23 protein-coding genes are annotated in these 24369 nt (G+C 40.4%); 8 read left to right on the top strand and 15 right to left on the bottom strand.

What is annotated here, in order from left to right:
• On the top strand, positions 1–333 hold a 333-nt coding region (locus tag BLS33_RS20450; RefSeq protein WP_245731573.1), incomplete at its 5' end, for a transposase.
• Positions 334–431: 98 nt separating this feature from the next.
• Here BLS33_RS20450 and BLS33_RS20445 read toward each other — a convergent pair.
• The 8 genes from BLS33_RS20445 to BLS33_RS20405 all read right to left on the bottom strand — a co-directional run bounded on the left by BLS33_RS20445 (position 432) and on the right by BLS33_RS20405 (position 7894).
• Positions 432–1475, bottom strand: a complete 1044-nt coding sequence (locus BLS33_RS20445) for a ligand-binding sensor domain-containing protein (RefSeq protein ID WP_089894238.1) — start codon at positions 1473–1475, stop codon at positions 432–434.
• Positions 1476–1931: 456 nt separating this feature from the next.
• Positions 1932–2303, bottom strand: coding sequence for a hypothetical protein (locus BLS33_RS20435; protein WP_089894233.1), 372 nt, complete (start codon positions 2301–2303; stop codon positions 1932–1934).
• A 135-nt stretch (positions 2304–2438) separates the two neighbouring features.
• Positions 2439–3629 carry a winged helix-turn-helix domain-containing protein gene (locus BLS33_RS20430; protein ID WP_089894231.1) on the bottom strand — a complete coding sequence of 397 codons (1191 nt, stop codon included), beginning with the start codon at positions 3627–3629 and terminating at the stop codon, positions 2439–2441.
• 168 nt (positions 3630–3797) lie between these two features.
• On the bottom strand, positions 3798–4913 hold the full coding sequence (locus BLS33_RS20425; RefSeq protein ID WP_089894270.1) for a DUF2914 domain-containing protein: 1116 nt from the start codon (positions 4911–4913) through the stop codon (positions 3798–3800).
• 77 nt (positions 4914–4990) lie between these two features.
• A complete protein-coding gene (locus tag BLS33_RS20420; RefSeq protein ID WP_143017660.1) occupies positions 4991–5380 on the bottom strand; it encodes a hypothetical protein in 390 nt (129 codons plus the stop codon).
• An 84-nt stretch (positions 5381–5464) separates the two neighbouring features.
• Entirely contained in the window at positions 5465–6334 is an 870-nt protein-coding gene (locus tag BLS33_RS20415; RefSeq protein WP_089894224.1) for an NHL repeat-containing protein, read from the bottom strand.
• A 105-nt stretch (positions 6335–6439) separates the two neighbouring features.
• Positions 6440–7264, bottom strand: a complete 825-nt coding sequence (locus BLS33_RS20410) for a sterol desaturase family protein (RefSeq protein WP_089894221.1) — start codon at positions 7262–7264, stop codon at positions 6440–6442.
• A 132-nt stretch (positions 7265–7396) separates the two neighbouring features.
• Positions 7397–7894, bottom strand: a complete 498-nt coding sequence (locus tag BLS33_RS20405; protein ID WP_089894218.1) for a YkgJ family cysteine cluster protein — start codon at positions 7892–7894, stop codon at positions 7397–7399.
• Positions 7895–7989: 95 nt separating this feature from the next.
• On the opposite strand from BLS33_RS20405, the gene BLS33_RS20400 reads away from it, so the two are divergent.
• Both BLS33_RS20400 and BLS33_RS20395 read left to right on the top strand, forming a co-directional pair.
• A complete protein-coding gene (locus tag BLS33_RS20400) occupies positions 7990–8715 on the top strand; it encodes a class I SAM-dependent methyltransferase (RefSeq protein WP_089894214.1) in 726 nt (241 codons plus the stop codon).
• Positions 8716–8804: 89 nt separating this feature from the next.
• Positions 8805–9650 (top strand): hypothetical protein, encoded by an 846-nt coding sequence (locus tag BLS33_RS20395; protein ID WP_245731572.1) that lies wholly within the window; start codon positions 8805–8807, stop codon positions 9648–9650.
• 73 nt (positions 9651–9723) lie between these two features.
• Here the strand turns inward: BLS33_RS20395 and BLS33_RS20390 are convergent, their stop codons facing one another.
• Positions 9724–10356, bottom strand: a complete 633-nt coding sequence (locus BLS33_RS20390; protein ID WP_089894212.1) for a 7-carboxy-7-deazaguanine synthase QueE — start codon at positions 10354–10356, stop codon at positions 9724–9726.
• Between the two features lie 183 nt (positions 10357–10539).
• On the opposite strand from BLS33_RS20390, the gene BLS33_RS20385 reads away from it, so the two are divergent.
• The 4 genes from BLS33_RS20385 (at position 10540) to BLS33_RS20370 (ending at position 14899) form a co-directional block, all read left to right on the top strand.
• Entirely contained in the window at positions 10540–12051 is a 1512-nt protein-coding gene (locus BLS33_RS20385) for a helicase HerA-like domain-containing protein (protein ID WP_089894209.1), read from the top strand.
• A gap of 50 nt (positions 12052–12101) precedes the next feature.
• The gene (locus BLS33_RS20380; protein ID WP_089894206.1) at positions 12102–12656 is read left to right on the top strand and encodes a hypothetical protein; all 555 of its coding nucleotides are present in this window, start codon (positions 12102–12104) and stop codon (positions 12654–12656) included.
• A gap of 237 nt (positions 12657–12893) precedes the next feature.
• Positions 12894–13868: a YitT family protein gene (locus BLS33_RS20375; RefSeq protein ID WP_089894203.1), complete on the top strand. Its 975-nt coding sequence runs from the start codon at positions 12894–12896 to the stop codon at positions 13866–13868.
• 158 nt (positions 13869–14026) lie between these two features.
• Positions 14027–14899: an alpha/beta fold hydrolase gene (locus BLS33_RS20370; protein WP_089894200.1), complete on the top strand. Its 873-nt coding sequence runs from the start codon at positions 14027–14029 to the stop codon at positions 14897–14899.
• Positions 14900–14910: 11 nt separating this feature from the next.
• On the opposite strand, the gene BLS33_RS20365 is transcribed toward BLS33_RS20370, so the two are convergent.
• Positions 14911–18327 (bottom strand): HEAT repeat domain-containing protein, encoded by a 3417-nt coding sequence (locus BLS33_RS20365; RefSeq protein ID WP_089894196.1) that lies wholly within the window; start codon positions 18325–18327, stop codon positions 14911–14913.
• Positions 18328–18374: 47 nt separating this feature from the next.
• Positions 18375–19235, bottom strand: a complete 861-nt coding sequence (locus tag BLS33_RS20360) for an alpha/beta hydrolase (RefSeq protein WP_176801473.1) — start codon at positions 19233–19235, stop codon at positions 18375–18377.
• 162 nt (positions 19236–19397) lie between these two features.
• Here BLS33_RS20360 and BLS33_RS24955 point away from each other — a divergent pair, with 162 nt between their 5' ends.
• Positions 19398–19556, top strand: a complete 159-nt coding sequence (locus BLS33_RS24955) for a hypothetical protein (protein ID WP_176801472.1) — start codon at positions 19398–19400, stop codon at positions 19554–19556.
• Positions 19557–19658: 102 nt separating this feature from the next.
• Here BLS33_RS24955 and BLS33_RS20355 read toward each other — a convergent pair whose 3' ends face one another.
• The 4 genes from BLS33_RS20355 to BLS33_RS20340 all read right to left on the bottom strand — a co-directional run bounded on the left by BLS33_RS20355 (position 19659) and on the right by BLS33_RS20340 (position 24358).
• Positions 19659–20543, bottom strand: a complete 885-nt coding sequence (locus tag BLS33_RS20355) for a bifunctional 5,10-methylenetetrahydrofolate dehydrogenase/5,10-methenyltetrahydrofolate cyclohydrolase (protein WP_089894192.1) — start codon at positions 20541–20543, stop codon at positions 19659–19661.
• A 56-nt stretch (positions 20544–20599) separates the two neighbouring features.
• Positions 20600–21937, bottom strand: coding sequence for a signal recognition particle protein (ffh, locus tag BLS33_RS20350; protein ID WP_089894189.1), 1338 nt, complete (start codon positions 21935–21937; stop codon positions 20600–20602).
• A gap of 127 nt (positions 21938–22064) precedes the next feature.
• On the bottom strand, positions 22065–22526 hold the full coding sequence (locus tag BLS33_RS20345; RefSeq protein ID WP_245731571.1) for a hypothetical protein: 462 nt from the start codon (positions 22524–22526) through the stop codon (positions 22065–22067).
• A gap of 71 nt (positions 22527–22597) precedes the next feature.
• Positions 22598–24358, bottom strand: a complete 1761-nt coding sequence (locus tag BLS33_RS20340) for a hypothetical protein (RefSeq protein ID WP_245731570.1) — start codon at positions 24356–24358, stop codon at positions 22598–22600.
• Between the last annotated feature and the right edge of the window lie 11 nt (positions 24359–24369).

The raw sequence follows: 24369 nt of genomic DNA, 5'->3' as shown, positions 1-24369 counted from the left end.
TATAGGGAGGAGTACGAACGCAACAACACAAGGGTGAACGGCCCACAGGGCGGGTACATGAAGGGCAAACGGCAGAGCACGGTAGAACCCGTTTTCGGTACCCTTACCCAGTTCATGGGCCTGCGAAAGATCAATACCATTGGGCTAAAGCAGGCCAACAAGGTGATGCACCTCGCGGCGATGGCATACAATCTCAAAAAGTATCTGAAATTCGAACAAAAACCGGTCAAGAGCGGGGCAGGCCGACTTGGCTTAATGGCATTTGTGGAAAACTCCTTTGAATGCCTGTTCAGCGCTTTTACAAGGCACCAAAAACTGGCTTCCCATTTATGACCTGACACGAAAAAAGCCTCTTAAAGAGGCTTGAACGGATCCGTTTTGTATAAACTAACGGCTTGTGCAACGATTACCATTGTTGTGCGTTCGTATTTTTATTCCCAAGGTCCATTCGTTGTTACATTTATTGTTTTCCCGTCTTTATCAATTTTGTATAGGCCACCTGCACAACCTAACCAAATAATCCCTTTTTTGTCTTTCAGAAAACTCATAGTTGAAGTTGGAACTTTGTAATTTACGAACTCATTGTTTGTGTATTTGTAAACTCCGTTGCTTGTTGAACTAATCCATAAATCATTTGATTTGTCATTGTGAATTGTGAAAACATCACTTTTGCTCAATCCATTTATTTCAGAGAAATGAACGAATTTGTTTCTGTCAAATTTATTCAATCCGCCTTCTCCAATTCGTTTGTCGGTATCAGCGTTGTCTTTCTCTGCCACTCGCGTTCCAATCCAAATATTTCCTTCTTTGTCTTCTGCAATGGATTGAACATTGTTTGAGTTCAAACCTTCTTTCGTTGTGAAATGGACAAATGAGTTTCCATTAAATTTACTTGCTCCATAACCGTCTCTTCCGAACCAAATATTTCCTTCTTTGTCTTCTCTAATTGTAGTTATCCAATCTTTTGTGTCTTGGTTGATTTTGGTTTCTATTTTCGGGTAAGGAATTGGTAAATTTTCAAATTGAGTTCCGTCAAACTTGCAAACTCCGCCCCAAGTTCCAATCCAAAAATTTCCTTTACTGTCGATTAATAAATTGCTTATCATATCGCTGCAAAGCCCGTCTTTTTTGGAAAAATTGGTGAAAGTTTTTCCGTCAAATTTCGATATTCCAGTACCTGTTCCAAACCATAAATTTCCTGCCTTATCTTCAATGACGTTTGTTATTCTGTTACTTGGCAATCCGTTTTTTGTCGTTAAATAAGTCAATTTGTTTCCGTCATATTTTGCAACTCCTTTTTCTAAAGTTCCAAACCACAGATTTCCTTTCGAGTCTTGAAATGTTTCGACTACATATTGTCCGATTTGTGAAGCATTATTTTTTTCCGTTGGATTTTTAATTTCGGCAATTTTCTTCTCTTGGGAATTGCAAGAAACTGATAAAATGGTCAATAATGTTAAAAGTAAAATCTTCATTTTCGGTTCGGTTTTAATATGTACGCACAACGGTCTCGTATAACCGTCAGTTACGGATTAATATGCTTTAATTTTCGGTTTGACACTGACTTTAGCAATTCCGAGTGGATTCGGACGTAGTCGAATCCGCCGTAATTGCGGTTATACATTGTTGCCAACAGTATTTTTATTAATTCAGTCATTGTTTAAATTCCATTATCAACATTATTGAAAATCCGATTGCTATTAAAATTCCAATTCCGTTGAGTATTTTTTTATTCTTGATTATTAAAGTCAAAATAAAGTCAATTACCAAACCAAAAAATCCAAGTCCGATTAGTCCGAACATATACACAACTCCCCAACCTTCTGCATATGATAGAGTCTTCCATTTAGCTATTGTATAGATTATGCAACAAGCCAAAAAGATAAGAAAATAGGCTCTTAAAATTGTCCACTTTTTCACTTGGTTTCTCCTCAATAAATTGGTGCGTCAAATTTTACTATTGTTGTATCATTTTCTACGATAAAGTCAACCCAATGGTCAAGCGAACCTCCATTCGTATAATATCCTCCACCACTAATTTCCTTTTTTCCACTTGCGCGATTAAAAGTCAGAGAGTAAGCTCCGTCAGATTTGTTTTTACGCATTGATAAAAATTCCGTAACGCTTTCATTCGCTTCAATTCGGTCAATTTTTATTAATTCCAATCTCTCAGTCCTCGTAAATTCCACATTTGTTATCGGTTCGCTTGAGTCATTTTTGATTTTCATCTCAATTCCATCTTTTTTGTAGAAAAAACAAGAGTTTAAAGTTAAAATTAATGTTATTGCAAGCAGTCTTTTCATATTGTTGGTAACTTATTTATATCGCTGTAAAATACGGTTTTATACCGCTAAATCGGAACAAAACTAATCAAATGCGCTTCTTTTATAGGGTTGTAAATCGAATAACACTCTAGTCTCTAAAGGAACACTATCTTTTTAAATGTTTTCCAACATTGACTTAAAACTTTCTGGGCTTGTTTTAGAACATTGAAGTTTACTGCACCCATTAAATACCATAAATGCATTGAGCTCTTTACCTAATGCATGGGCAAATGCATCGAATTTGACAATCTTCGGCTCCAATGCCAAATGATGGATTTGTAAAAGATTATTCTTTCTATCCGCCTTGCAGTCCATTCGCGCCACTAGCTTTCCGTCCCATAATATGGGGAGCGAAAAGTAACCGTATTGACGTTTTGCTTCGGGGGTATAACATTCCAACAAATAGTCAAAATCAAACAAGGAGACGATACGTTTACGCTGTATCAGCAGATTATCGAATGGGGAGAGTATTTTCAATTTGTTTCGGGCCAACGGTTTTTTCAACAATTCAAGTGCCGACGGTAAAACATAATACAGGTTTCCGGCAACCTCTACCTCTTCCAATTCTTTATGCTCAACCATCTCCTGTATGACGGTCAAAACAACGGCCTTGGTGTTTTTTAGCAAGTATACCATTTCTTTTGCTTGCCCCAAACCATTGGCTCGGAGGTATTGAATTATAAGAAAACGTGCATATTCCGTAGTGCTAGGCACCGCAGTGTTTACGTCTTCTGGCAAAACCCTTTCAGTCAAATCATAAACTTTATGGAAATTCACCCGATACGGAATCATAAGGTCACCTTGCATAAACAGGTATTCTAAAGCTTGTTTGGCCGGTTTCGTCTTCCACTCTCCCAATTTTTTACCGGTATGTTCAAAATCTTTGGCCATCAAAGGGCCTTCCGTTGCAATGCGCTTCAACACCGATCTCATAAGTGGTACGTTGCGCTTGTACCAGTGGTTCTGATGCCCGTTCGCTATGGCGTATTTACGAGGCAAGGTAAACCGATAATCGCGCATGGGCAGATAGGCGGCCGCATGGGACCAATACTCAAAAACCGTTTTATTTTCAACGAGCTGACCAAGGTGACTTGTTTTATAACGGGGATTACGGTTCCAAAGGGTATGATGATGCGCCCGCTGAATAGCTGAAATGGTATCGATTTGAATGTATCCCAAATGTTCAATAGCAGATAATGTATTGGCAAGCGCATTTCCTGTCGATTTTGTCGGAGGTAGTTTTTGTGACAACAATACTATCTTTCTTGCTTGTTGCTTCGAAATCTCTGTTGTTGTTCTGCTCATTTTAATTTTTATGATTTGAGGGAAGGGAGAATTCGCTTTCCGCTACTCGCAAAGTTCAATAAATTAAACTTTACTTACAAAACCGGTCATCTTCCACATTCCAGTAGAACTTCTAGTACCCTCACTTTTCATCCATAAATAATTCAGCGAACATTTTGCCCGCACTATTTAGAATCGTTTCTCAATAATCCGTCGCGGTTTCAAACCCGGGTTAATCATAATCTCAAAATCGATGACCCCCAATACCAATTCTTCTTCGGTAATTACTTCAACTTTCCAGAGCCCTTTTTTTACATTGTTTTTATAGGTATAACCACGAAAACCGTTATCCCGACCTCCGGTGATATCATATCCTATATCTTCGACAATCTCCCATTCTCGGGTATCGGGGTTGAACCACGTCCATCGATGAAACATCATTTTTTTTAAATCGGTCGGTGCAAAAATAGAGGAGAATACATACACATCTTCATTAGGTTTCATAATAAACTCAAGTCTATGGTCGCGCCAAAACACGAACCAGTCATCTCTTTCATAGGTGACAAAATAGGTGTTGTCTCTTTTTTCAATGTTATGCGCCACAAGACCCGTATCCATAGCAAGGGGTACAGGCGGAATAAGCTTAAAATAATAAAATACATTGATTACGGCATAGATGAATATCACAATACCCAATAGTTTTGCGATGTGTATTTCTTTACGTGTGCTCGGACTCAGGGCATAAATAACTATAATCAAGACGAGGGTACAGATTAAACTTACCAAGCCTGAAAAAAGAAAAATGCGGGTATCCATTTCTTTGATAAAGACAGGAATGATAAAAGTGAAGAAAGTAAAGTTTATAAAGAAGTACACACTAAATTGTAAATACTTGTTCGATATTCTTCGTTTTAGAAATTCATTGGCCAAAAACAGAACCACCAAGATGACAAAAAAGGACATTGTCTTCGAGAGCGAAACGCTTCTTGAAAAATAAATCACATACGCACTTGAAAGTCCACCAAAGAAAAATTGAATGGCCAACGGTAAATATTCTTCGTAGCGTTCAAGCATAGTGCCTTGCCACCTACCATCGTCGACCAAGTTATAAAGATAAAGTGTGATGGTCAGCAGGCTCATGTACAGGCACAAGACAACCAAATCGTACAACCGATCAATACGGCCCAAGGTCAACGTATCAAAAATAAATCCACCGATAAAAAAAATAATCGGCGCGTATTTTTGATGCCTTCTAATAAATTTGCGCAGTGCGCTATTTCTATACCTGACCAGTCCCCTTTTCATCTGTTTTTTGAAAGCCCATAAATATAAAGGAATTGGATCTAGGTATTTTGCCCTATTCACTATTACTCTTACCTCGATCAGAAAATGGTTAGCAGTGCAAAGGATTCGGCTTTCTGTTTAGGTTTGGCAGGTGTCTCTTTATGATATGGCTTGTTTCTTTCCTGCTGTAGTTTATCCCGTTTTTTGAAACGATAATGCGTAATACCATAACCGAACAATAAGACTATAAAAAGTACCCAATTGCCAACAATCAATTTTTTATGTGCAATATGATAAGTTGCGAAAAAAGAGGCGATAAACGCAATCACGCCGAATAATAAGCCCCAACCCAAAACAATAGCGCCACCGGCAAGTCCTTGGTCTTTGCCTGCTTCGATCCATCCGGCAAAATACATTCCAATTATAAAGAAAACCAAGAGTGAAAGTAAGTTAAATAGTAGACTGGCGGGTTTTAAGAGTTTTTTCATCGGTTGCAATTTAGTTTCGAAGCTCTTTGACGTAAAGGGTCTGGTTTCGTATAAATTAACAGGAAACATGGAAGTATAAAAACATCAATTTTGATCGTAGACCACTTCATCCCCATACGGACTTATTTTTTTAACTCTAGTTTTATTTTTCACGGAAAACTCCATAATCCAATAACTACCATCGGGGCCAATCAGTCCACCCGACGGAGACCAATCCTTTGATGATTCAAAAACCGTTTCAATTTTACCGCTTGGGGTGATTTTTTTCACTTTTCTTGCACCATAGACAGCTACGAAAATATTTTGTTGTGCATCTGACCAAAGTCCCATAAGATAGTGATGGTCTTGCACTTCAGCATGTGAAGGCCAAGTTTCCTTCAACTTATCCGATATGACCACCACATCACCGCTCGGTGTCACTTTTTTTATTTTAAGATAATCTATTACATACAAGTTATTATTTTCAGAAAAATGTAGCCAACGAATATCCTTAAACTTGTAATCTGTGTAAAGTGAAGTCTGCCCGTTTGCAGTTTCTTTTTTCAAAATTTCGATGTCGCCTGACTTTTCCGGCCAATACATACTACCCTCTGAATCGCGTACCAAAGTGTTATTGAATGGAAATCCTTCCGTCGGAGGTATGGCTTGTTCCAAACTACCGTTGCTTTTCAAACACCAAATATAATAGCCCCACTTGTCGGTAGCCTCTCCCTCGTACCATACATGTTCTCCAAAAAGGTTGTCATTTTCATCGAGATATAACTCGTGGGTATGTACATCTTTTACCGCAATAGTGCAGCTACCATCAGGTGCTATTTTCCATACATGTGTCAAATCTGTGTAAAATACATTTCCCTTGCTATCCATCACTATTCCAATTCCAGGATGTGCGGCAACTACACTCGAAAATAGCAGTGTGAAGAATAAGATAACTGGGGCGATTTCTTTTTTCATCCCATTTCTTTTTAAAATGTTACTCTTTATCAACCTAAGACATGAACATAATCGATAATCATTGCTCAATAATTAAGAAAAAATTGTTACGCAGCATCAAAAATATCACTGCGTCGGTTTCCGATATTTTTGAAAGGGTTGCTTGAGCAAACCTTTAATACTCCCATTCTCGGTGCTGTCCCTGAAAGTATCTACACCATAGACAATGGCTTCGCGATCTAATTTCATAAACGTACCAAAAAGCCGGTCCCATATCGAGAATATATTCCCGTAATTGCTATCGGTATAAGGCAAAACATAGTGGTGGTGCACTTTATGCATGTCAGGTGACACGATGATATAGCTCAATACCTCATCAACTTTTTTTGGCAATCGAATATTGGCATGTCCCAACTGCGTAGCCACTAATGAAAGTGATTGGTAGAGCATTACAATACCAATAGGAACTCCAATAAGAAATACGCCGGACAAGGTAAATGCATACCGAATTATACTTTCCAGGGGATGGTGTCGATTAGCGGTTGTCGTATCGACAGTATGGTCGGTGTGGTGTACCAAATGAATCATCCAAAGGGGTTTTACCTTATGCTCCACATAATGGACCAGATAGGCTCCTACAAAATCCAATAGCAATACACCGAGAACAATATAGGCCCACAAGGGCATTGAGGGCAACCAATTCAGAATTCCAAAATCGTTGGCAACCGTCCAATCACTAGTTTTAAGCAATAAAAAAGCTAACAAGAAATTAATAATTACGGTCGTAACGGTAAAAAACAAATTGGGCAGGGCATGTCGCCATTTTTTATAATCGAATTTAAAGAGTGGTACAAAACCTTCCAATACCCAAAAAAGGGTAATTCCCCCAACTAACAGTAACGACCGATGTGACGAAGGTATGGTCTCAAAATACGATAGAATCGACTCCATGCTTAAAGATACGAAAATCTGTTTTTCGTTGAACTCCTTTTCTAACAGTCTCCAGTGAAATATCTAATTCAATGACTGCCTTTCGACGGCCATCATTCATTGCCTATTGTTAAGTACCAATTATTAATCGCCCTACTTCCCCGCCACTCTTTTTTTCATCTCCTCGACAATATTAAAAGCCGCCGGGCAAATAGCTACATTCTTTAAAGTGATGTTATTGATTTGATGAAATTTTTTCCGATCCGTATGGGGAAACTCCCGACATGCCTTAGGTCTTACATCATAGATGCCACAATAGTTCTCGTTATCAAGAAATGGGCAGGGCAATTCTTGTAAGACATAATCTCTATCTTCATCGATACGCAAGAATTTTTCAATAAATAGTTGGGGCTTTAAACGCAGGTATTTTGAAATACGTTCAATATCGGCGCGCGTAAACAACGGCCCAGTAGTTTTGCAGCAATTGCCGCATTTAAGACAATCGGTTCGCTCAAATTCGTTCTCGTGAAGTTCTTGCATTACATAATCAAGGTTTTTCGGAGGTTTCTTCTTTAACTTAACGAAGAACTTCTTGTTTTCCGCATGCTTTTCACTTGCCTTTTTAGGTAATTCTTCAAGTATTTTATCCATGCCGTATCCTTTAGTTCCTTATCCCCTTAAAACGTTATTTTTGTTGTTCTCTTTATAAAAAACACAAAGAAGGGACTCGTAAAATACGAATTTATATGGAAGATGTTTTCGGTAAGGCCTTATTAGATTATCAGAACGGGAATTATTCCGAAGATATCTATACCTATTCTTCACTCGACGAAGAAGATGTGATGCCCCTACCCTACTTATTCCGAGATTTTAAGACTATGCCCTTGTTGGAACAAAGGGCGCTAGCACTTTGCAAAGGGAAAGTGCTCGATATTGGTTGCGGTGCCGGAAGCCATAGCCTCCATTTACAACAAAAAGGCTATAACGTGACCGCACTCGATACTTCTGCCGGTGCCATTGAAACCTGTAAACTTCGTGGTATTAAAAACACCTTGCATACCGATATATCTGCCTTTGAAGGTGAAAAATTCGATACGCTTCTCCTCCTTATGAATGGTATTGGCATTGTGGGTAATTTGAAACTATTAAACAATTTTTTGGACCATTTAAAATCTTTCTTGAAACCTGGAGGCCAAATTTTGCTTGATTCAAGTGATATCATCTATATGTTTATTGATGATGAGGATTCCAAAAGTCAAGAAAGTTTCGAATTTGACCCTGAAAACTACTATGGTGAAGTAACGTTCACTATGAAATATAAGGGAAAAGAGAGCAATTCTTTTCGCTGGTTGTACCTAGATTTCGATACGCTTCAAAGAGCCGCAAATGACAATAATTTGACCTGTGACCTTGTATTTAAAGGCGATCATTACAATTATTTGGCCCGATTAGCGAGTAAAATAGGTAAATAGGCACTATTTTTGCTTTATTTGCAGAACCTGAACAAGTTACATTTAAAAAACCTGGTTCCAGCAGTAACCAAAATAGCCAACAGTTAGTGATGAAAACTGAAGACAGATACGAAGGCCTCCGATATTTTTTTAACATAAGAAAGCATGCAATCCTTTCATTGTTAATATTCACCCTATTCTTTATAGGATGTTCAAAAGATTCAGACGGCACAAATGAAACTCCAAAAGCAGTCGATAAAACCGCTAACCTTAAAGCGGCAGGGGAATCTGCCAATGACATTCTTTCTAACGATAATTTCGACAAGCTTTTGATAGAGGTCGCCTATGTGGAAGATTTTAGACCAAAATCGGATGCCATTACCGATTTTGAAGCATTCCTCAAAAAACATACTTTTAAAGACAATATTGAAGTAATGTACAATGAGTTGCCTTCGCCAGAAAAAGATAGTCTTTCTTTAAACGAGATTGCCGATCTAGAGAAGGAAAACAGAACGGCATACAATGATGGTAAGACCTTGGCAATTTATATTTATTTTGCCGATGCCCCATCAGAAACAGACGATGAAGACGAAGATTTGGTAACCTTGGGGGCGGTATATCGCAATACTTCGATGGTCATACATGAAAGTACTGTGAAAAAACTGGCGAAACAGAGTTTTTTGATATCGGAAGCCGACATTGAAGCGGCAACCCTTAATCACGAATTTGGTCATTTATTCGGCTTAGTAGACTTGGGCACAACCCCCGTCAACGAACATGAAGACCCCGAGGCCGAAAATCACTGTAATGAAGAGAACTGTTTAATGCGCGCCGAATTGCAATTTGGTACCGGCATGAAAAAAATGTTGGCAAGCAGGGTGTCAAAAGGCCTATCATCTGCACCAGGCCTCGACCCCGAATGCATTCTCGATCTGCAATCAAACGGCGGAAGATAAATTTCTAAAAACCGTACTTTGGCAATACTTTATATGCAGCTCCTATAGCATTCACTATTAACCGATAAGATATTTACGGTATATTGAGATATTTGTGGGTCTGCAAAGACACCTTCCATTTGGGGTTCTGCATCACATAATCAACAATCAAAGGCGTTACCTTATCGCGAACACTCCATTCGGGCTGTAGGTACAAAATACAATCACCATTAACTTTAGCGGCCTGTTCTTCGGCAAAAATTAAATCGTGTTTGTTATAAACAATGACCTTGAGCTCATGGGCCTTATCATAAATTTTTCCTTCGGGCAGTTTGTTTTTTTTTGGTGAAAGACAAATCCAGTCCCAAATACCCGTCAAGGCATAAGCTCCCGATGTTTCAATATGTATTTTTAGGTTCTTCGCTTTGAGGGCCGAAGTCAAAGGACCCATATCCCATGTCAAAGGTTCTCCGCCAGTAATTACAATAGTATCGGAATATTTAGCGGCATTTTCAACTATATTTTCGACAGCTGTTGGTGGGTGTGTTTCCGCATTCCAGCTCTCTTTGACATCACACCAATGACAGCCCACATCACAACCACCGATACGCACAAAATAAGCTGCGGTACCTTTATGGAAACCTTCTCCTTGAATAGTGTAAAACTCCTCCATAAGTGGAAGCATTACACCCTTATCGACCAACGTCAAAACATCTTCTTTTACCATAGCGCAAAGATAAGTCGTGCAAAGCACAAATTTTAGATTCCACCCTGCTAATTCAATACGGTGCAAATATGCCTTAAAAATCGAATATTAAGGTGGCCAAGTATTGACATAATTTCGTTCCTATTGCCACTAAATCCTTTACATTACTTAATTTTCCCCTATTTTTATAAAAAATTAGACGCAATGGGCAGTAAGGAAGAATTCTTTGCACATATCGAGAAAGGTTACACAACTAAAGGCGATTTTATAATCATGGGAGCAGCCATGCTAAATGGTGAAGCCGTAACCGATGCTTTCGTCAAAATTCCTTTAAAAACCTTGAACAGGCACGGACTTATTGCCGGTGCTACCGGTACCGGAAAAACCAAAACTTTACAGGTGCTTGCCGAAAATTTATCGGATAAGGGTATCCCAGTGTTGCTCATGGACCTGAAAGGCGATTTAAGCGGTATTGCGGAACCGAGTCCGGGTCACCCAAAAATAGACGAACGTCACCAGAGAATTGGGATTCCTTTTGAGCCAAAAAATTTCCCGGTTGAAATACTCTCCCTTTCAGAACAAGATGGTGTTAAACTAAGGGCCACCGTCTCTGAATTTGGTCCTGTTCTTCTTTCGCGAATTTTAGATTTATCCGAAACCCAAGAGGGCATTGTAGCCGTCGTATTCAAATACTGCGACGATAACAAGTTGCCTTTGTTGGACTTGAAGGATTTCAAAAAGGTGCTTCAATATGCTACGGGCGAAGGCAAAAAAGAATTTCAGAAGCATTACGGCCGTATTTCAACAAGTTCTACGGGTACTATTTTACGAAAGATCATCGAATTGGAACAACAAGGAGCCGACCTTTTCTTTGGGGAAAAATCTTTTGAGGTAGATGACTTGACCCGCATCGATGAAAATGGAAAGGGTTATATAAACATCATTCGCTTGACCGATATTCAAGATCGACCCAAACTTTTTTCGACCTTTATGCTAAGTCTTTTGGCAGAAATCTATGCTACATTCCCAGAACAAGGTGATAGTAATAGGCCCGAACTCATTTTGTTTATCGATGAAGCCCACTTGATTTTCAAAGAAGCTTCGAAAGCACTTTTAGAGCAAATAGAAAGTATTGTAAAATTGATTCGTTCCAAAGGAATCGGACTCTACTTTGTCACGCAGAACCCTACCGATGTGCCAAATGAGGTATTGGCTCAATTGGGCCTGAAAGTACAACATGCGCTAAGGGCCTTTACCGCTCGCGATCGAAAGGCTATAAAATTGACCGCCGAGAACTACCCCGAATCACCCTATTACGACACAAAAGAGGTACTCACCTCTTTAGGTATTGGGGAAGCATTGATTTCGGCATTGGATGAAAAGGGAAGGCCCACACCTTTGGCAGCAACCCTGCTCCGTGCGCCCATGAGTCGCATGGATGTTTTGACCGACAGTGAACTGAAAGCGGTTATCGACGAATCGAAGCTGGTTAAGAAATACGGCGAAGTCATTGACCGTGAAAGCGCCTATGAAATTTTAAATGAAAAAATTGAAAAGGCCGAAGCTGCAGCAAAAAAAGAGAAAGAAAAGACGACAACCTCGCGGGGCCGCACCAGTAGCAGAAGAAGCACACGTCAAAATCCGGTGATTAAAGTGCTTACCAGCGCAACATTTATTCGTGGGGTTTTGGGGGTCTTGAAAAAAGTTATGCGTTAATTTGCAAAATATCTTGATCAACAACTTTTAAAAACAAAGTATACCCGTTAATGAAAAGAATAATCGCGGTCATAGTAATCTTCACTACCTTTTTGCTATTCAATTGCCAAAAGGAAGAAAAAAACACCTTCTTAATAACCAAAAATAGTGTTGGAAAATTAGACCGAACCAGCCTTGTACGCGACCTTGACCTCATCTACGCCGATGATTCCATTGTCAAGGATACATTAATCCTGAACTTGGCCAATAGGTCAAAAAAAGTTAAAGTTTTTGAAAAAGGCGGAAAACTTCTATTGACCCTGACACCAAGTTCCGATAGCATTCCAACAATTGAAAACGTCAGGATCCACGACCCGCGTTTCGTCACTGAAAAAGGGGTGGGCACCCTAAGCACTTTTAAGGATATCAAACAAAAGCATACTATAAAAAAAATACTTACCTCTACCAATAATATTCTAGTTATATTGAAGGATAGCAAAGTGTACTTTACAATTGACAAAGCCGAATTGCCCTCAAGCCTACGTTATTCATCAAGTGTCAATATTGAGGCCGTTCAAATACCGGACAAAGCCAAAATCAAGTACATGATGGTCGCTTGGGATTGATTTTATTAATCCGAAATATAGCCTCAAAAGTCGGCGGTCAAACGCCACCTTTACACTTTTAAGGATGCCCTATTGCTCTTTTTAGAAATTTTAATTTAGTGACGACTGATAATCAGTTCCCGATTTTGAGATTAGGATTTAGTTGTATTCTCTTGATAAAAATAAATTTGTAATAAAACCAGTCTTGAGGTTTGACACACATCAAGAATTTTTTTTGATCATAGCAATCTAGACTTCATGAATTCGCTACTACACTATCTTTTGGTACGGCGTGCCAAAAACAAATTAAAGAACAAGGAAGTTAAAGAACCTTCTAAAAAACAACTAGTCTCTGAAATACGTTCAGGACAAGTAGAGTTTGCACATGCCATAAAAGAAATACTATTTATTGCTATCGGGGTTTTCGCCGCGGGATTTGGTCTTAAAGGTTTTTTGCTTCCCAACCAGTTTATTGATGGTGGCGCTACGGGGGTTTCCCTTCTAATACAAGTCAAATCGAACATTTCATTAGGAATCCTTTTGCTATTTGTCAATTTACCATTTATAGTTTTGGGCGCTAAAACCATTGGTAAAAAATTTGCGATTAAGAGTATTCTGGCCATAGTAGCCTTGGCATTGGTCGTTCATTTTGTACATTACCCCATAATAACCCATGATAAGCTTCTAATAGCTGTGTTTGGCGGTTTCTTTCTTGGTCTCGGTATTGGCATGGCCATGCGGGGTGGCAGTGTTATCGACGGCACTGAGGTACTTGCTATTTATCTTAGCCGAAAGTGGCACTTGACCATTGGTGATGTATTGCTCCTTATCAATATCATGATTTTTTCAGCAGGAGCCTATCTGTTATCCATAGAAACCGCACTTTACGCTATTCTAACCTATTTGGTAGCTGCCAAGACCGTTAATTATGTGGTCGACGGAGTAGAAGAGTATATCGGCGTTACCATTGTCTCACATAAAAGTGAAGAAATACGGATTATGCTTACCCAAAACATGGGAAGGGCTTGCACCATTTATCAAGGCAGACAAGGCTATAGCAAAGATGACACAGAACGACTATCGACCGAAATCGTTTATACGGTTATGACCCGTCTTGAAATTGCCCGATTAAGTACTGAAATAGATAAAATAGATAAAAGAGCTTTTATCGTAATGAACGTCATCACCGATATTAAAGGCGGTATGATCAAGAAAAAACCATTGAAAGATTAACGTACCCTCCGCTCATCTGTATCTTTTTCCTATTTCTTATTAGCTTCCTTCTTCGTAAAAGGTTTTCCATCTAATAATTTACTGTTATTTTTGTGTAGATTACTTAGGTCTTTTTGCATCAAAAATGCAGGTTTCCAAAGTTGCCTCAAGCTCCCTCTATGAAAAAATTGATTTCCACCTATTCGCCCTTGGTTTATGGCAAATATTTCAATGCACTGTCTCGTCTTTCCAAAGAATACGCTGCTAAAAAAGCCTTCCAAACATTCTCCAAGGTACGTAAGGGAAGGGTTTTGCCAGAACAGACCGCTTTTTTGAACAGGGCAAGAATGGCTGTCGAAAAGGTCGCTGACCACCAGTTGCAATCTTATCTATGGCGGGGGTCAAAAGAAACTGTGCTGTTGGTGCATGGTTGGGAAAGCAACAGCTTTCGCTGGCACAAACTCATCGAATTTCTTCAAAGAGAAGATTATAACATTATTGCCTTTGACGCACCAGGACACGGACATTCTTCGGGGAAGCGACTACATGTACCCTTGTACACGATATGCTTACATCACATGGTCGAAAAATACAAACCTAATTATATCGCCGCACATTCTGTTGGGGGCATGACAACCCTATACCACCAATACAAACATCCGATATCTTCGATTGAAAAAATTGCAACTATCGGGTCGCCTTCTGAATACCATGAGATTATGGAACATTACCAAAAGCTCTTAAACTTAAACGACACAGTCATGGAGGCCCTGAATCAGCACTTTAAAGAACATTTTGGGTTTACCATACAAGAGTTTTCTACCTCTAAATTTGTCAAGACCAATACGAAAAAGGGGTTATTGTTCCATGATAAATTCGATAACATCACCCCATTTCACGCCTCGGAAGCCGTACATGCCAATTGGAAAGGCAGCACCTTGATTGCCACAGAAGGCCTAGGTCATTCTATGCACCAAGATGAAGTCAACCAGCAAATCATCTCCTTTTTTAATGGTTTAAACAAAACCGCGAAACAGGAGGTGCTGTTTTAAAAATATTAGGCTTATGGCAAGGGTTTCTTCAAACTCGCCAAATATTCAATGACATTTCTTATTTCACGTTTTGATAATGCACCACCCATTGGAGGCATGCCTGAGGGCATATTTTCCCGTTTGCCAATTCGTGAAAGGGCAATTTCCATAGGTTCGGCATCGGACGTTCGTAAAATGAGTTCCTTTTCCGTTTCTTCCTCTAGGAGTCCGGTAACGACCTGACCATCTTTAAGGGTAACTGTGACCGTACCAAAACCAGGTGCCAAGCGTTTACTTGGATTGATTATTGCTTCCAGTAATTGTTCCCTACTGAGTATATTACCAATATTATCCAACTCGGGCCCAACCTTGCCGCCCAATCCACCTACGGCGTGGCATCGCACACATTGACCTGTAGAGTTTTTATTAAAGAAATCCCTTCCTTCCCTCCAATTACCTCCATTCAACGTTTCTTGAAAAGCCTCAACCGTATTTCCCGTCGCTTTCAAGGTTTCTAACTGTGCAATGTTTTTCTCCGAACCGGAAGCTTCAACTGCCTCGACCAAATCTAAAGTTACCGATGAAGACAGTTTTTTTGCATTTGCCTTTTGTATCAATTGCGCCAGTAACGTTTCGGTTTTCTCATTTGGAAGTTCACCCAATACATTCAATACTTTCTGCTGCTCACGTACCGAACCCGTTTCAAAAATAGGGTTTACGATACCCGATAGCGCCTCCTTGGACACGTCCATCTTGGTAATTAGACCAATGGCCACAGTTCGTACCATAGGGTCTGGATCTTTCATGCCCGACTGCATAACCGTAGCTATTTTACCATAACCCAGTTCCCCCAACGCCTGTAACATGGCCATTCGCACTTCCGGCGATTTGCTCTTGGTCATTATGGATGCTAGTTGATCGTTATAGGAACGAATACCCAAGGCACTCACCATTTTTGAGGTTGCGACCAAAATATCCTCATCTTTTTCCTTTAGGAAAGGAACGACAAGACCATCCAGCTCTTCTCTTACCAGAGCAGAATCTCTCTTAACCTCGCCCCTATATCGGCCATCGACCCGGTCCAACACGGAAGGTTCCGCCCAAGTACCGATAGCCGCAAGTGCCTCTCCGCGAATAACACCGGACATATCACTTCGTTTGGCAAAATTGATGAGTGCATCCAATTCTTTCTCCCCTCCTACGCGAAGCGCAGCATTTATCGCTCGGCGCAATAAGGGCTCGGCAGAAAACCGTTGCTCTGACAAAATGGATGCCAAAGCTGGTAAATCTTCCTCAATCGACCAATCATCATTAATGGCGCGAGCTGCCTCTGTGACAATATACTCGTCTTTATCTTTAAGAAAATCGGATACTCGGGCACTCCGTAAACGTCTTAAAACCAATACGGCGGCAATTCTTAAACTCCGGTTTGGACTATGGGCCAATGCAGCAATAGGCTCAATCTCATTAATTCGGGAAAGTGCCAAAACTCCAGCATGCCTGATATAGATATCTTCATCACCATTCTCTGCAATCATATCAAGCAAGGGTTGAACCGCTTCCTTATAAGCAAGCCTTCCTAAGGCTTGAGCCGCATAAAACTGAACTCTCGGATTGTCGTTTTTCAACAATGGAAGTAATTGGGGGGCTGCTTTCGCATACCGTACATCACCTAAAATTTTACTGGCCTGTGCCACGATTTCCAAATCTCCATCAGTAAGCAATTCCATCAAAGGGGCAGCCTTGCCGTTATCCTTTCCTGCAAGTTGGCCGATACCCCAAATTCCATGGATTCGGGCAAATTGATTCGAATTATTCGTGATAACTTCTTGAAAAGCATCAAAGCCCTTGTTACCTCTTTTGACTAGTTCAAACTGTGCTTTTTGGCGGATTCTCATATCTTTATAAGACAGTAATTTCACCAATTCATTGATACTTTGTTTGTCATAATCCAAAGTCATCAAACGCTGTGTTTCCTCACGCTCGGCTTTTAAATCATCTTTATTCGAGGTCACATCCAATTTCCATACCCGGCCATAATTTTTCGTATCCCAACCATTGATCCAATCTGCCAGATACAAAGCCCCATCAGGTCCGAAACGAATTCCTGTAGGAAGCACTCCACTAAGTACATCTTGCTCTCCGTTCAATTCAAACGAAGCACCTTTAGGCTTTAACCCGAACGACCAAATATGGGAGCGACTCGGGGTTCCAACGAATTCAACCAAAAAGAATTTATTCAACCAATCTTTACCTAGCGCCGTACCAGGGTTGAACACCATACCTGTAGGACCATTATGAAAATTTTGGATGGGTGGAATAATATAGGCTGCTTGACCTTCCCAACGAGGCACAAATAACTTTTCATCCATCCATACATTATACCCATTATTTTTAGGGTCTGTATACTTACCGTATTGCCAATTAGACCTCCAACCGGCATCATGCCCCTCAACAATATGCACCAAACGCTCGCTCTCACCGCGGTGGTCGCCATCATTATCCGACGAGATAATATTACCATAGGCATCAAAAACGAATTCGTGTGTATTACGCAAACCTGCGGCAAAAACTTCAAAATCACTACCGTCAGGGTTCGCCCTTACGATGACACCTTGATTTGGGTACTTGTGCTGTATTCCATCTGGTGAGGTACCATTAAAACCGATATCACCGATACCCCAATAAATTTTACCATCGGGGCCTTCGATCGCCCCTGACATGCCATGTCCGCCAAAACCAATATGAACTGCATACCCATGCGATATGGAAGTTTTACTATCCAATACCTCATCGTCGTTCGTATCTGTTAATCGCCACATATCAGGACCTACGCCAACGAATACGTCTTCCTTTCGTACCAATAGTGCTCCAGCGACATCGGTAACTTCTTCGTTGAAATCACTCAAAATTCGTGTCGACTCATCGGCTATACCGTTGCCGTTTTTGTCTTCCAAACGCCATACCTCTTCTTTCTCTACAGCAAGGTCGTGCCAATCGTGCACCCCATCATTATTCAGATCGGATAGCCATTCGTTTTCCTCACTTTTTTCCGGGGCAAAAGTACTGCGGAGAAATGCGCGACGCTCTTCCAAAGATTGCAATGCAATGGAGGGGGTCATCCAATCCCTATGACCGCGAATATCGAATTCCGAGTTTTTTTGTCGATTGGTACGGGTCAGGTAAACCCTGCCCAAATCATCTATAGACATTGCTATGGGGTCGGGCGCCAATGAATCGGATGCCCATAAAGAAAGTTCTAGTCCTTCAGCTACCTGTGCGGCCACATTTTGGCGCGTTTCTTTGGCTCGCTGCAAGCCTATTACAGAATCTTCCCTTTTGACCAAAGGAATTTCTTTTGGTTTTTTAGGTTTGTCTTCACAGGAAATTGAAATAAAGAAAACGACTCCTAGAATAGTCAATAGCTTTACAATGCCGTAGTTTTTCATATTTTATTGGTTTGATCCAAGTTTGTTGTAATAGGTGTGATATGGAATTAATGTTGATGAAATGTGTCCGATACAAATTCTAAAACGGTTGGAAGTGCTTCTCGCCAGTACGTCCAACTATGTCGACCATCCCGTACCCGATATTCATGTGGAATCCCCTTTTTTGTCATTGCAATATGAACCAGGCTATTTCCTTCGTAAAGAAAATCATCATCGCCACAATCAATATACCAACGCACCGATTTAATATCCTCCACAGGTACACTTTCTATTAAACTAAGGGCATTGTGCCGGGCGAATTTTTCTTTTATTTCTTTATCGGAATACTTCTTATTGTCACGTTTAAGCCTTTCCTTAAAATCATCAATAGTCAAAGGCCCTATATAGGCACTCAAAGGGCAAGCTGACGAGAATAATTCTGGGTGGTGCAGCGCATACATAAAAGAACCGCCCCCTCCCATGGAGAGTCCGGCTACGGCACGATACCTTTTTTCACTCTTGATACGGTATTTCTTCTCGACGTAAGGCATAAACTCCTCAAAAAAGAAATCTTCATACCTCCAGTTTTCACCTTCGTTAAAATAACCACGTTGTCCCGTATTTGCATCGGGCATTATAATGACCATGGGAGTTGCCGTACCGTCTTTTATAGTATTATCTGTTAATCGTAATACCTCACCAAACTGCACCCATCCCGTTTGGTCATCTCCGGCGCCGTGCAATAAATAAAGGACCGGATAACTACGCTCGGAAGTTTCATAATCAGGCGGAAGATAAACAGCGTATTTTCTGTCGCCTTTTAAAATTTCACTGGTCATGGAAAGGTTGTCGTACACTTTTCCCGATTGAGAGAAAACGGTGAAGGATGTGCCCAAATAAAGTAGGGACAGCACAAAAAAATATTTCATAAAATGGTTCGATTATAACGGATTACAAGATAAGAAAAGGGTTGGGATTATTAATAGGGAATAAACAATCAATAGCTTACAGAAAAAAACAAACAAGAAATCTGCTTTTTAAACGTTATCATTTAGCATTAATCGGGTAAAACACCTACTAAATTACCTTGTATGAAAAAGTTTTCAATCGCAGGATTGCTCTTGATGGCAATACTCGGAATGAGCAGTTGCAATTATGATGATAGTGAAGATATTGATTTGCTCATACCAAAGGATGATACTCAAGAAACAACAGGAGCTTTAACTTTTGACCAAGCCAATACTCCTTAAAGAAATCAATTTTTAAGGGGAAAACAACCATTCTTCCGTCTTTAAAATAGTAAGAAGTCAAAGGGATGAACATGAGAACACCCCTTTTCTTAAGATATCTACCTATTTTCTACTACGATGCCTTTCTCTTGCCAATAAAGTATTTTTTAACAACATCGCAATTGTCATGGGCCCCACTCCACCAGGAACTGGTGTGATATAAGAAGCTTTTTTACTTACATTTTCGAAATCGACATCACCCGTTATATAGTACCCCTTCTCTTTCGTATCATCGGCTACTCGGGTAATACCCACATCAATAACTACCGCATCATCTTTAACCATTTCAGCCTTTAAAAAATGAGGAACACCCAATGCTGAGATAATAATATCGGCCTGCGATATGATTTGAGTAATATTCTTTGTTCGGCTATGTGTCAAAGTAACAGTCGAATTACCGGGAAAACCTTTACGGCCCATAAGAATACTCATGGGGCGACCAACGATATGGCTTCTACCGATGACCACAGTATGCTTGCCTTGGGTCTCTACACCATAACGCTCGATCAGTTCTAAAATACCAAAAGGCGTAGCAGGAATGAACGTACTCATGTCCAACGCCATTTTTCCGAAGTTGGTAGGATGAAATCCATCGACATCTTTATCGGGATCAACTGCCATGATTACTTTTTGGGTATCGATTTGTTCGGGTAAGGGAAGCTGAACGATAAAGCCGTCGATATCATCATTTTGATTGAGTTCCTCTATTTTCTTCAAGAGTTCCTGTTCGGAAGTAGTGCTCGGCATCTGTACCAAAGTCGACTCAAAACCGACGCGTTTGCACGACCTCACCTTACTTCCTACGTACGTAAGACTTGCACCGTCGCTGCCTACCAAAACTGCCGCCAAATGCGGAACCTTCTCTCCCCGTTCCCTCATTTTGGCAACCTCGGCCTTGATTTCTTCCTTAATCTCGTTCGAGACTTTTTTACCGTCTAGTAATTCCATTTATAAAATTTTCGGCTTATGCCTTTTTAATTTTCGAATCTTTGCCTTTTATCAACTTATTGCATTCCCTTCATGCCTCCCATCATTTGCATCATCTTTTTGCCACCGCCACCTTGCATCATTTTCATCATTTTACTCATTTGGTCAAATTGTTTCAACAATTGGTTGACCTCCTGCACGGTACGACCACTACCTTTGGCGATACGTTTTTTACGGCTAACATCTAATTTTGAAGGAGTCGAACGCTCATCGGGCGTCATCGAGTGAATTATGGCTTCTATATGCTTAAAGGCGTCATCATCTATATCCAATCCTTTTAAAGCTTTACCGGCACCAGGAATCATCCCCATCAAATCTTTCAGGTTGCCCATTTTTTTGATTTGTTGGATCTGGCTTAAAAAGTCATCAAAACCAAATTTATTCTTGGCAATTTTCTTTTGGATCTTTCGGGCCTCTTCTTCATCAAATTGATCTTGGGCACGTTCGACCAACGAAATCACATCGCCCATTCCCAAAATTCGATCGGCCATTCGTGATGGATGGAAAACATCAATGGCTTCCATTTTCTCACCTGTACCAATAAATTTTATAGGCTTGTCGACAACCGATTTTATCGATATGGCCGCACCACCGCGGGTATCACCATCTAACTTCGTCAAGATAACCCCGTCAAAATTCAAGACATCGTTAAATGCCTTGGCCGTGTTTACCGCATCTTGACCTGTCATAGAATCAACTACGAACAGAGTTTCCTGAGGTTTTATGGCACTGTGGATGTTCGAAATTTCATCCATCATCTTTTCATCGACAGCCAGACGACCTGCCGTATCAATGATGACTACGTTATATCCGCCAGCTTTAGCATGGGCCACCCCAGCCTTGGCAATAGCGATAGGGTCGCTGTTCTCGCGATCTGAATATACTTCGACCCCAATTTGTTCACCAACAATATGCAACTGGTCAATGGCCGCAGGACGATATACGTCACAAGCTACCAATAAGGGTTTTTTCGATTTTTTTGTTTTCAGAAAATTGGCGAGTTTCCCCGAAAAAGTCGTTTTACCCGAACCCTGTAATCCTGACATCAAAATGATGGAGGGATCACCCGAAAGATCGATACCTTCGGTTTCGCCACCCATAAGTTCGGTAAGCTCGTCTTTCACAATCTTGACCATCAACTGCCCTGGTTGCAACGTAGTCAAAACATTCTGGCCCAAGGCTTTTTCCTTGACCCGATTTGTAAATTCTTTGGCTATTCTAAAGTTGACGTCTGCGTCGAGCAAGGCCCTACGGACCTCTTTAGTGGTCTCTGCAACGTTTATTTCTGTAATCTGGCCATGCCCTTTGAGTACGTGCAGTGCCTTGTCAAGCTTTTCACTTAAATTATCAAACATCGTCTTGCGTTCTTTTGAAGGAAAGCAAATTTACTAATAACAGCGGGAAAGATAGTCGTTAACAAGAAAAAAAAGAGCACCCATCTAGGATGGATGCCCTTTTCGGGGATGTGGGGCAAAAAAGGTGTTAATTCTTTTCAAAAGTCAAATAATCGGTATCACCACTACCGCCACTGACATGGTTAAGTTCAATCTTGCTTTGCGTGTATTTTACAATGTGCCAATCTTCGCTTAATTCTTCAAAATCATCTGGAGCATTGAATACGATGTTAAAATCAACATCATCGGCGTCATCGGCATCAGAAACGGCAATCGACCATGCTCCTGATAAGGCCGCATTGCCATCGGTGGCACCTAAAACACCATTAACATTGAATGTAAATCCATAACCGGTAAAGTTATCGGTATCGTCCTCATCGGTATCGAAGAAATACGATACGTGCCATTCTCCACTATTAATAATCGTTTTGATTTCGGCAATATCTTCGGCAGTAACCCGATCTTCTGTCGTGTCATCGTCTTTATCACAGGCCATAAACACGACCATGGCGAGAGACAGAGTAAATACTTTTAAAAAATGGAATTTCATGTTTTTGAATTTTAGTTATTTCATCTAAACCATAACGTTGAAACACCTAATATTATTTACCCCATTACTAATTATAACTTTTCCAAAATAAGATCATTGAAACCTCCCCAGTCATTTTGGTGTTTTAGCTCCAAACGATTATCCGATACTTCGGCTATATGATAATCGTTGCCCAAAGCGTAAAAATTGCTTTCCGTCCCAAAGGTGATAATCATTTCAAGTTTTTGTTCACTATTTCTATACACGAACCACCTGCCGCTATCGGCTTCCTGCTCGTTCGGATTTAGGACTGAAAGTTGTCCGTTCGGTTCAAAACTGAACATGTAACCATCATAAAGTTCGGTGGAGAAATTTTCGTTTTCTGCGAAATAAGCAACTTCCCAAAGCGATTTATTGAACAAGCCACGGATCATAACAACATCTTCGTCATCTTCGTCGTTGTCACAATTTCTTTCAAGTATTAGCTCATAATCGGTTCCTTCAATTTCAAATTTCAACCGATCATCTCTCAAATCAGCCAAAGGCCATTCAAAACTAACACCGGGCTCTTGCCCCATATTAATTGCCATAACTAAACGGCCTTGCGCATTGGTCGTAATCTCCCAACTACCATCTAAAATGTTATCGCCGCTGCTCAACGTTACCACACCTTCTGCCATAAAATTGAACTCATAGCCCAAAAGCCTTCTCATTTCTTCCCCGTCGTTCCTTACCTTTTTTATTATCCAACTACATTCACGCAATATCCCACGTAAAGTATCAGGTTCATCGGAGAACAGTTCACACGCTTTCTTCATGACAATTTTATTATCGTCACCCGAGTAAAGTTTGATTTTTCCATCCTCTATTTCATTGACATACCATTCAAGGTTAAAATCGACCAATACATCAAATTCAAGACTTAACAATACATTGTAGTTGGCAACCCTTGTTGCCCAAGTTCCTGTTATCCTGTTGCCCGCTCTATCGATTACGGTTACCTCTCCCGCTTCCGTAAAATTCATGGCATACTCGAAATATTGTTCTGTTTGGGTCTGGTTATCCCGTTCAACATCCCTAACCAACCAAGGACACTCCACTAAATACTCCTCTAGACGTTCTTGTGTAAAATCATCATCATTGTAATCATCGTCATCATCTTCATCACAGGCATTTTTTGCACTTTCTATTGCTGATGCCAATTCGGTATTGCTACTTACCTCAACTTCAGTTTCATCATAGAGCTCCAACACCACAGGAAAATCAATACTGACCAAGTCGTCGTCATCCAACCCGGCGAAAAAGCGTCGCCATTCCCTATCGCTGTTTACTACGATCTTACCTGTTTGCTGCTTATTCGTATTGAAGGTGAACAGCGAAATGGGATAAACAAAATCGATACATTCGATGTCATCATCATCACCGCCTTCTATACATTGTTCGGCAAGTGCCCGTAAATCTTCCATTCCATTGACAGAGATTTCAGTATAGTCTCCCATAGTTACGGTTATCGGAAAAAAGATATCCAAGATATTTTCATCTTCGTCAACTGCGTCAAAAGCCAACTCGATCAACTCAAGGTCTTCCATAGAATCTATTGCAAGCTCCAATCCATTGACATTCACCTTGTAGGGAAACTGAATATCAAAACAACTAGAACCATCAACGATATTATCATACGAACCGTCGTTCGAAACGGTTTGTTCAATCAACTTAGCCGTAGCGGAACTGGCCATAAGCGTCTCCTGTTCATTTACCGGATCTACTTCTTCATGCTCCTTTTGACAAGAACCTAGACTCAATGTCGATACAAGTAGGCTCGTATACATGACATAATTTAAAAACTTTTTCATAGCGATTTGGA

This window comes from Kriegella aquimaris (assembly GCF_900103215.1).
Lineage (GTDB): Bacteria > Bacteroidota > Bacteroidia > Flavobacteriales > Flavobacteriaceae > Kriegella > Kriegella aquimaris.
This window is presented reverse-complemented; position numbering and strand designations above follow the sequence as displayed.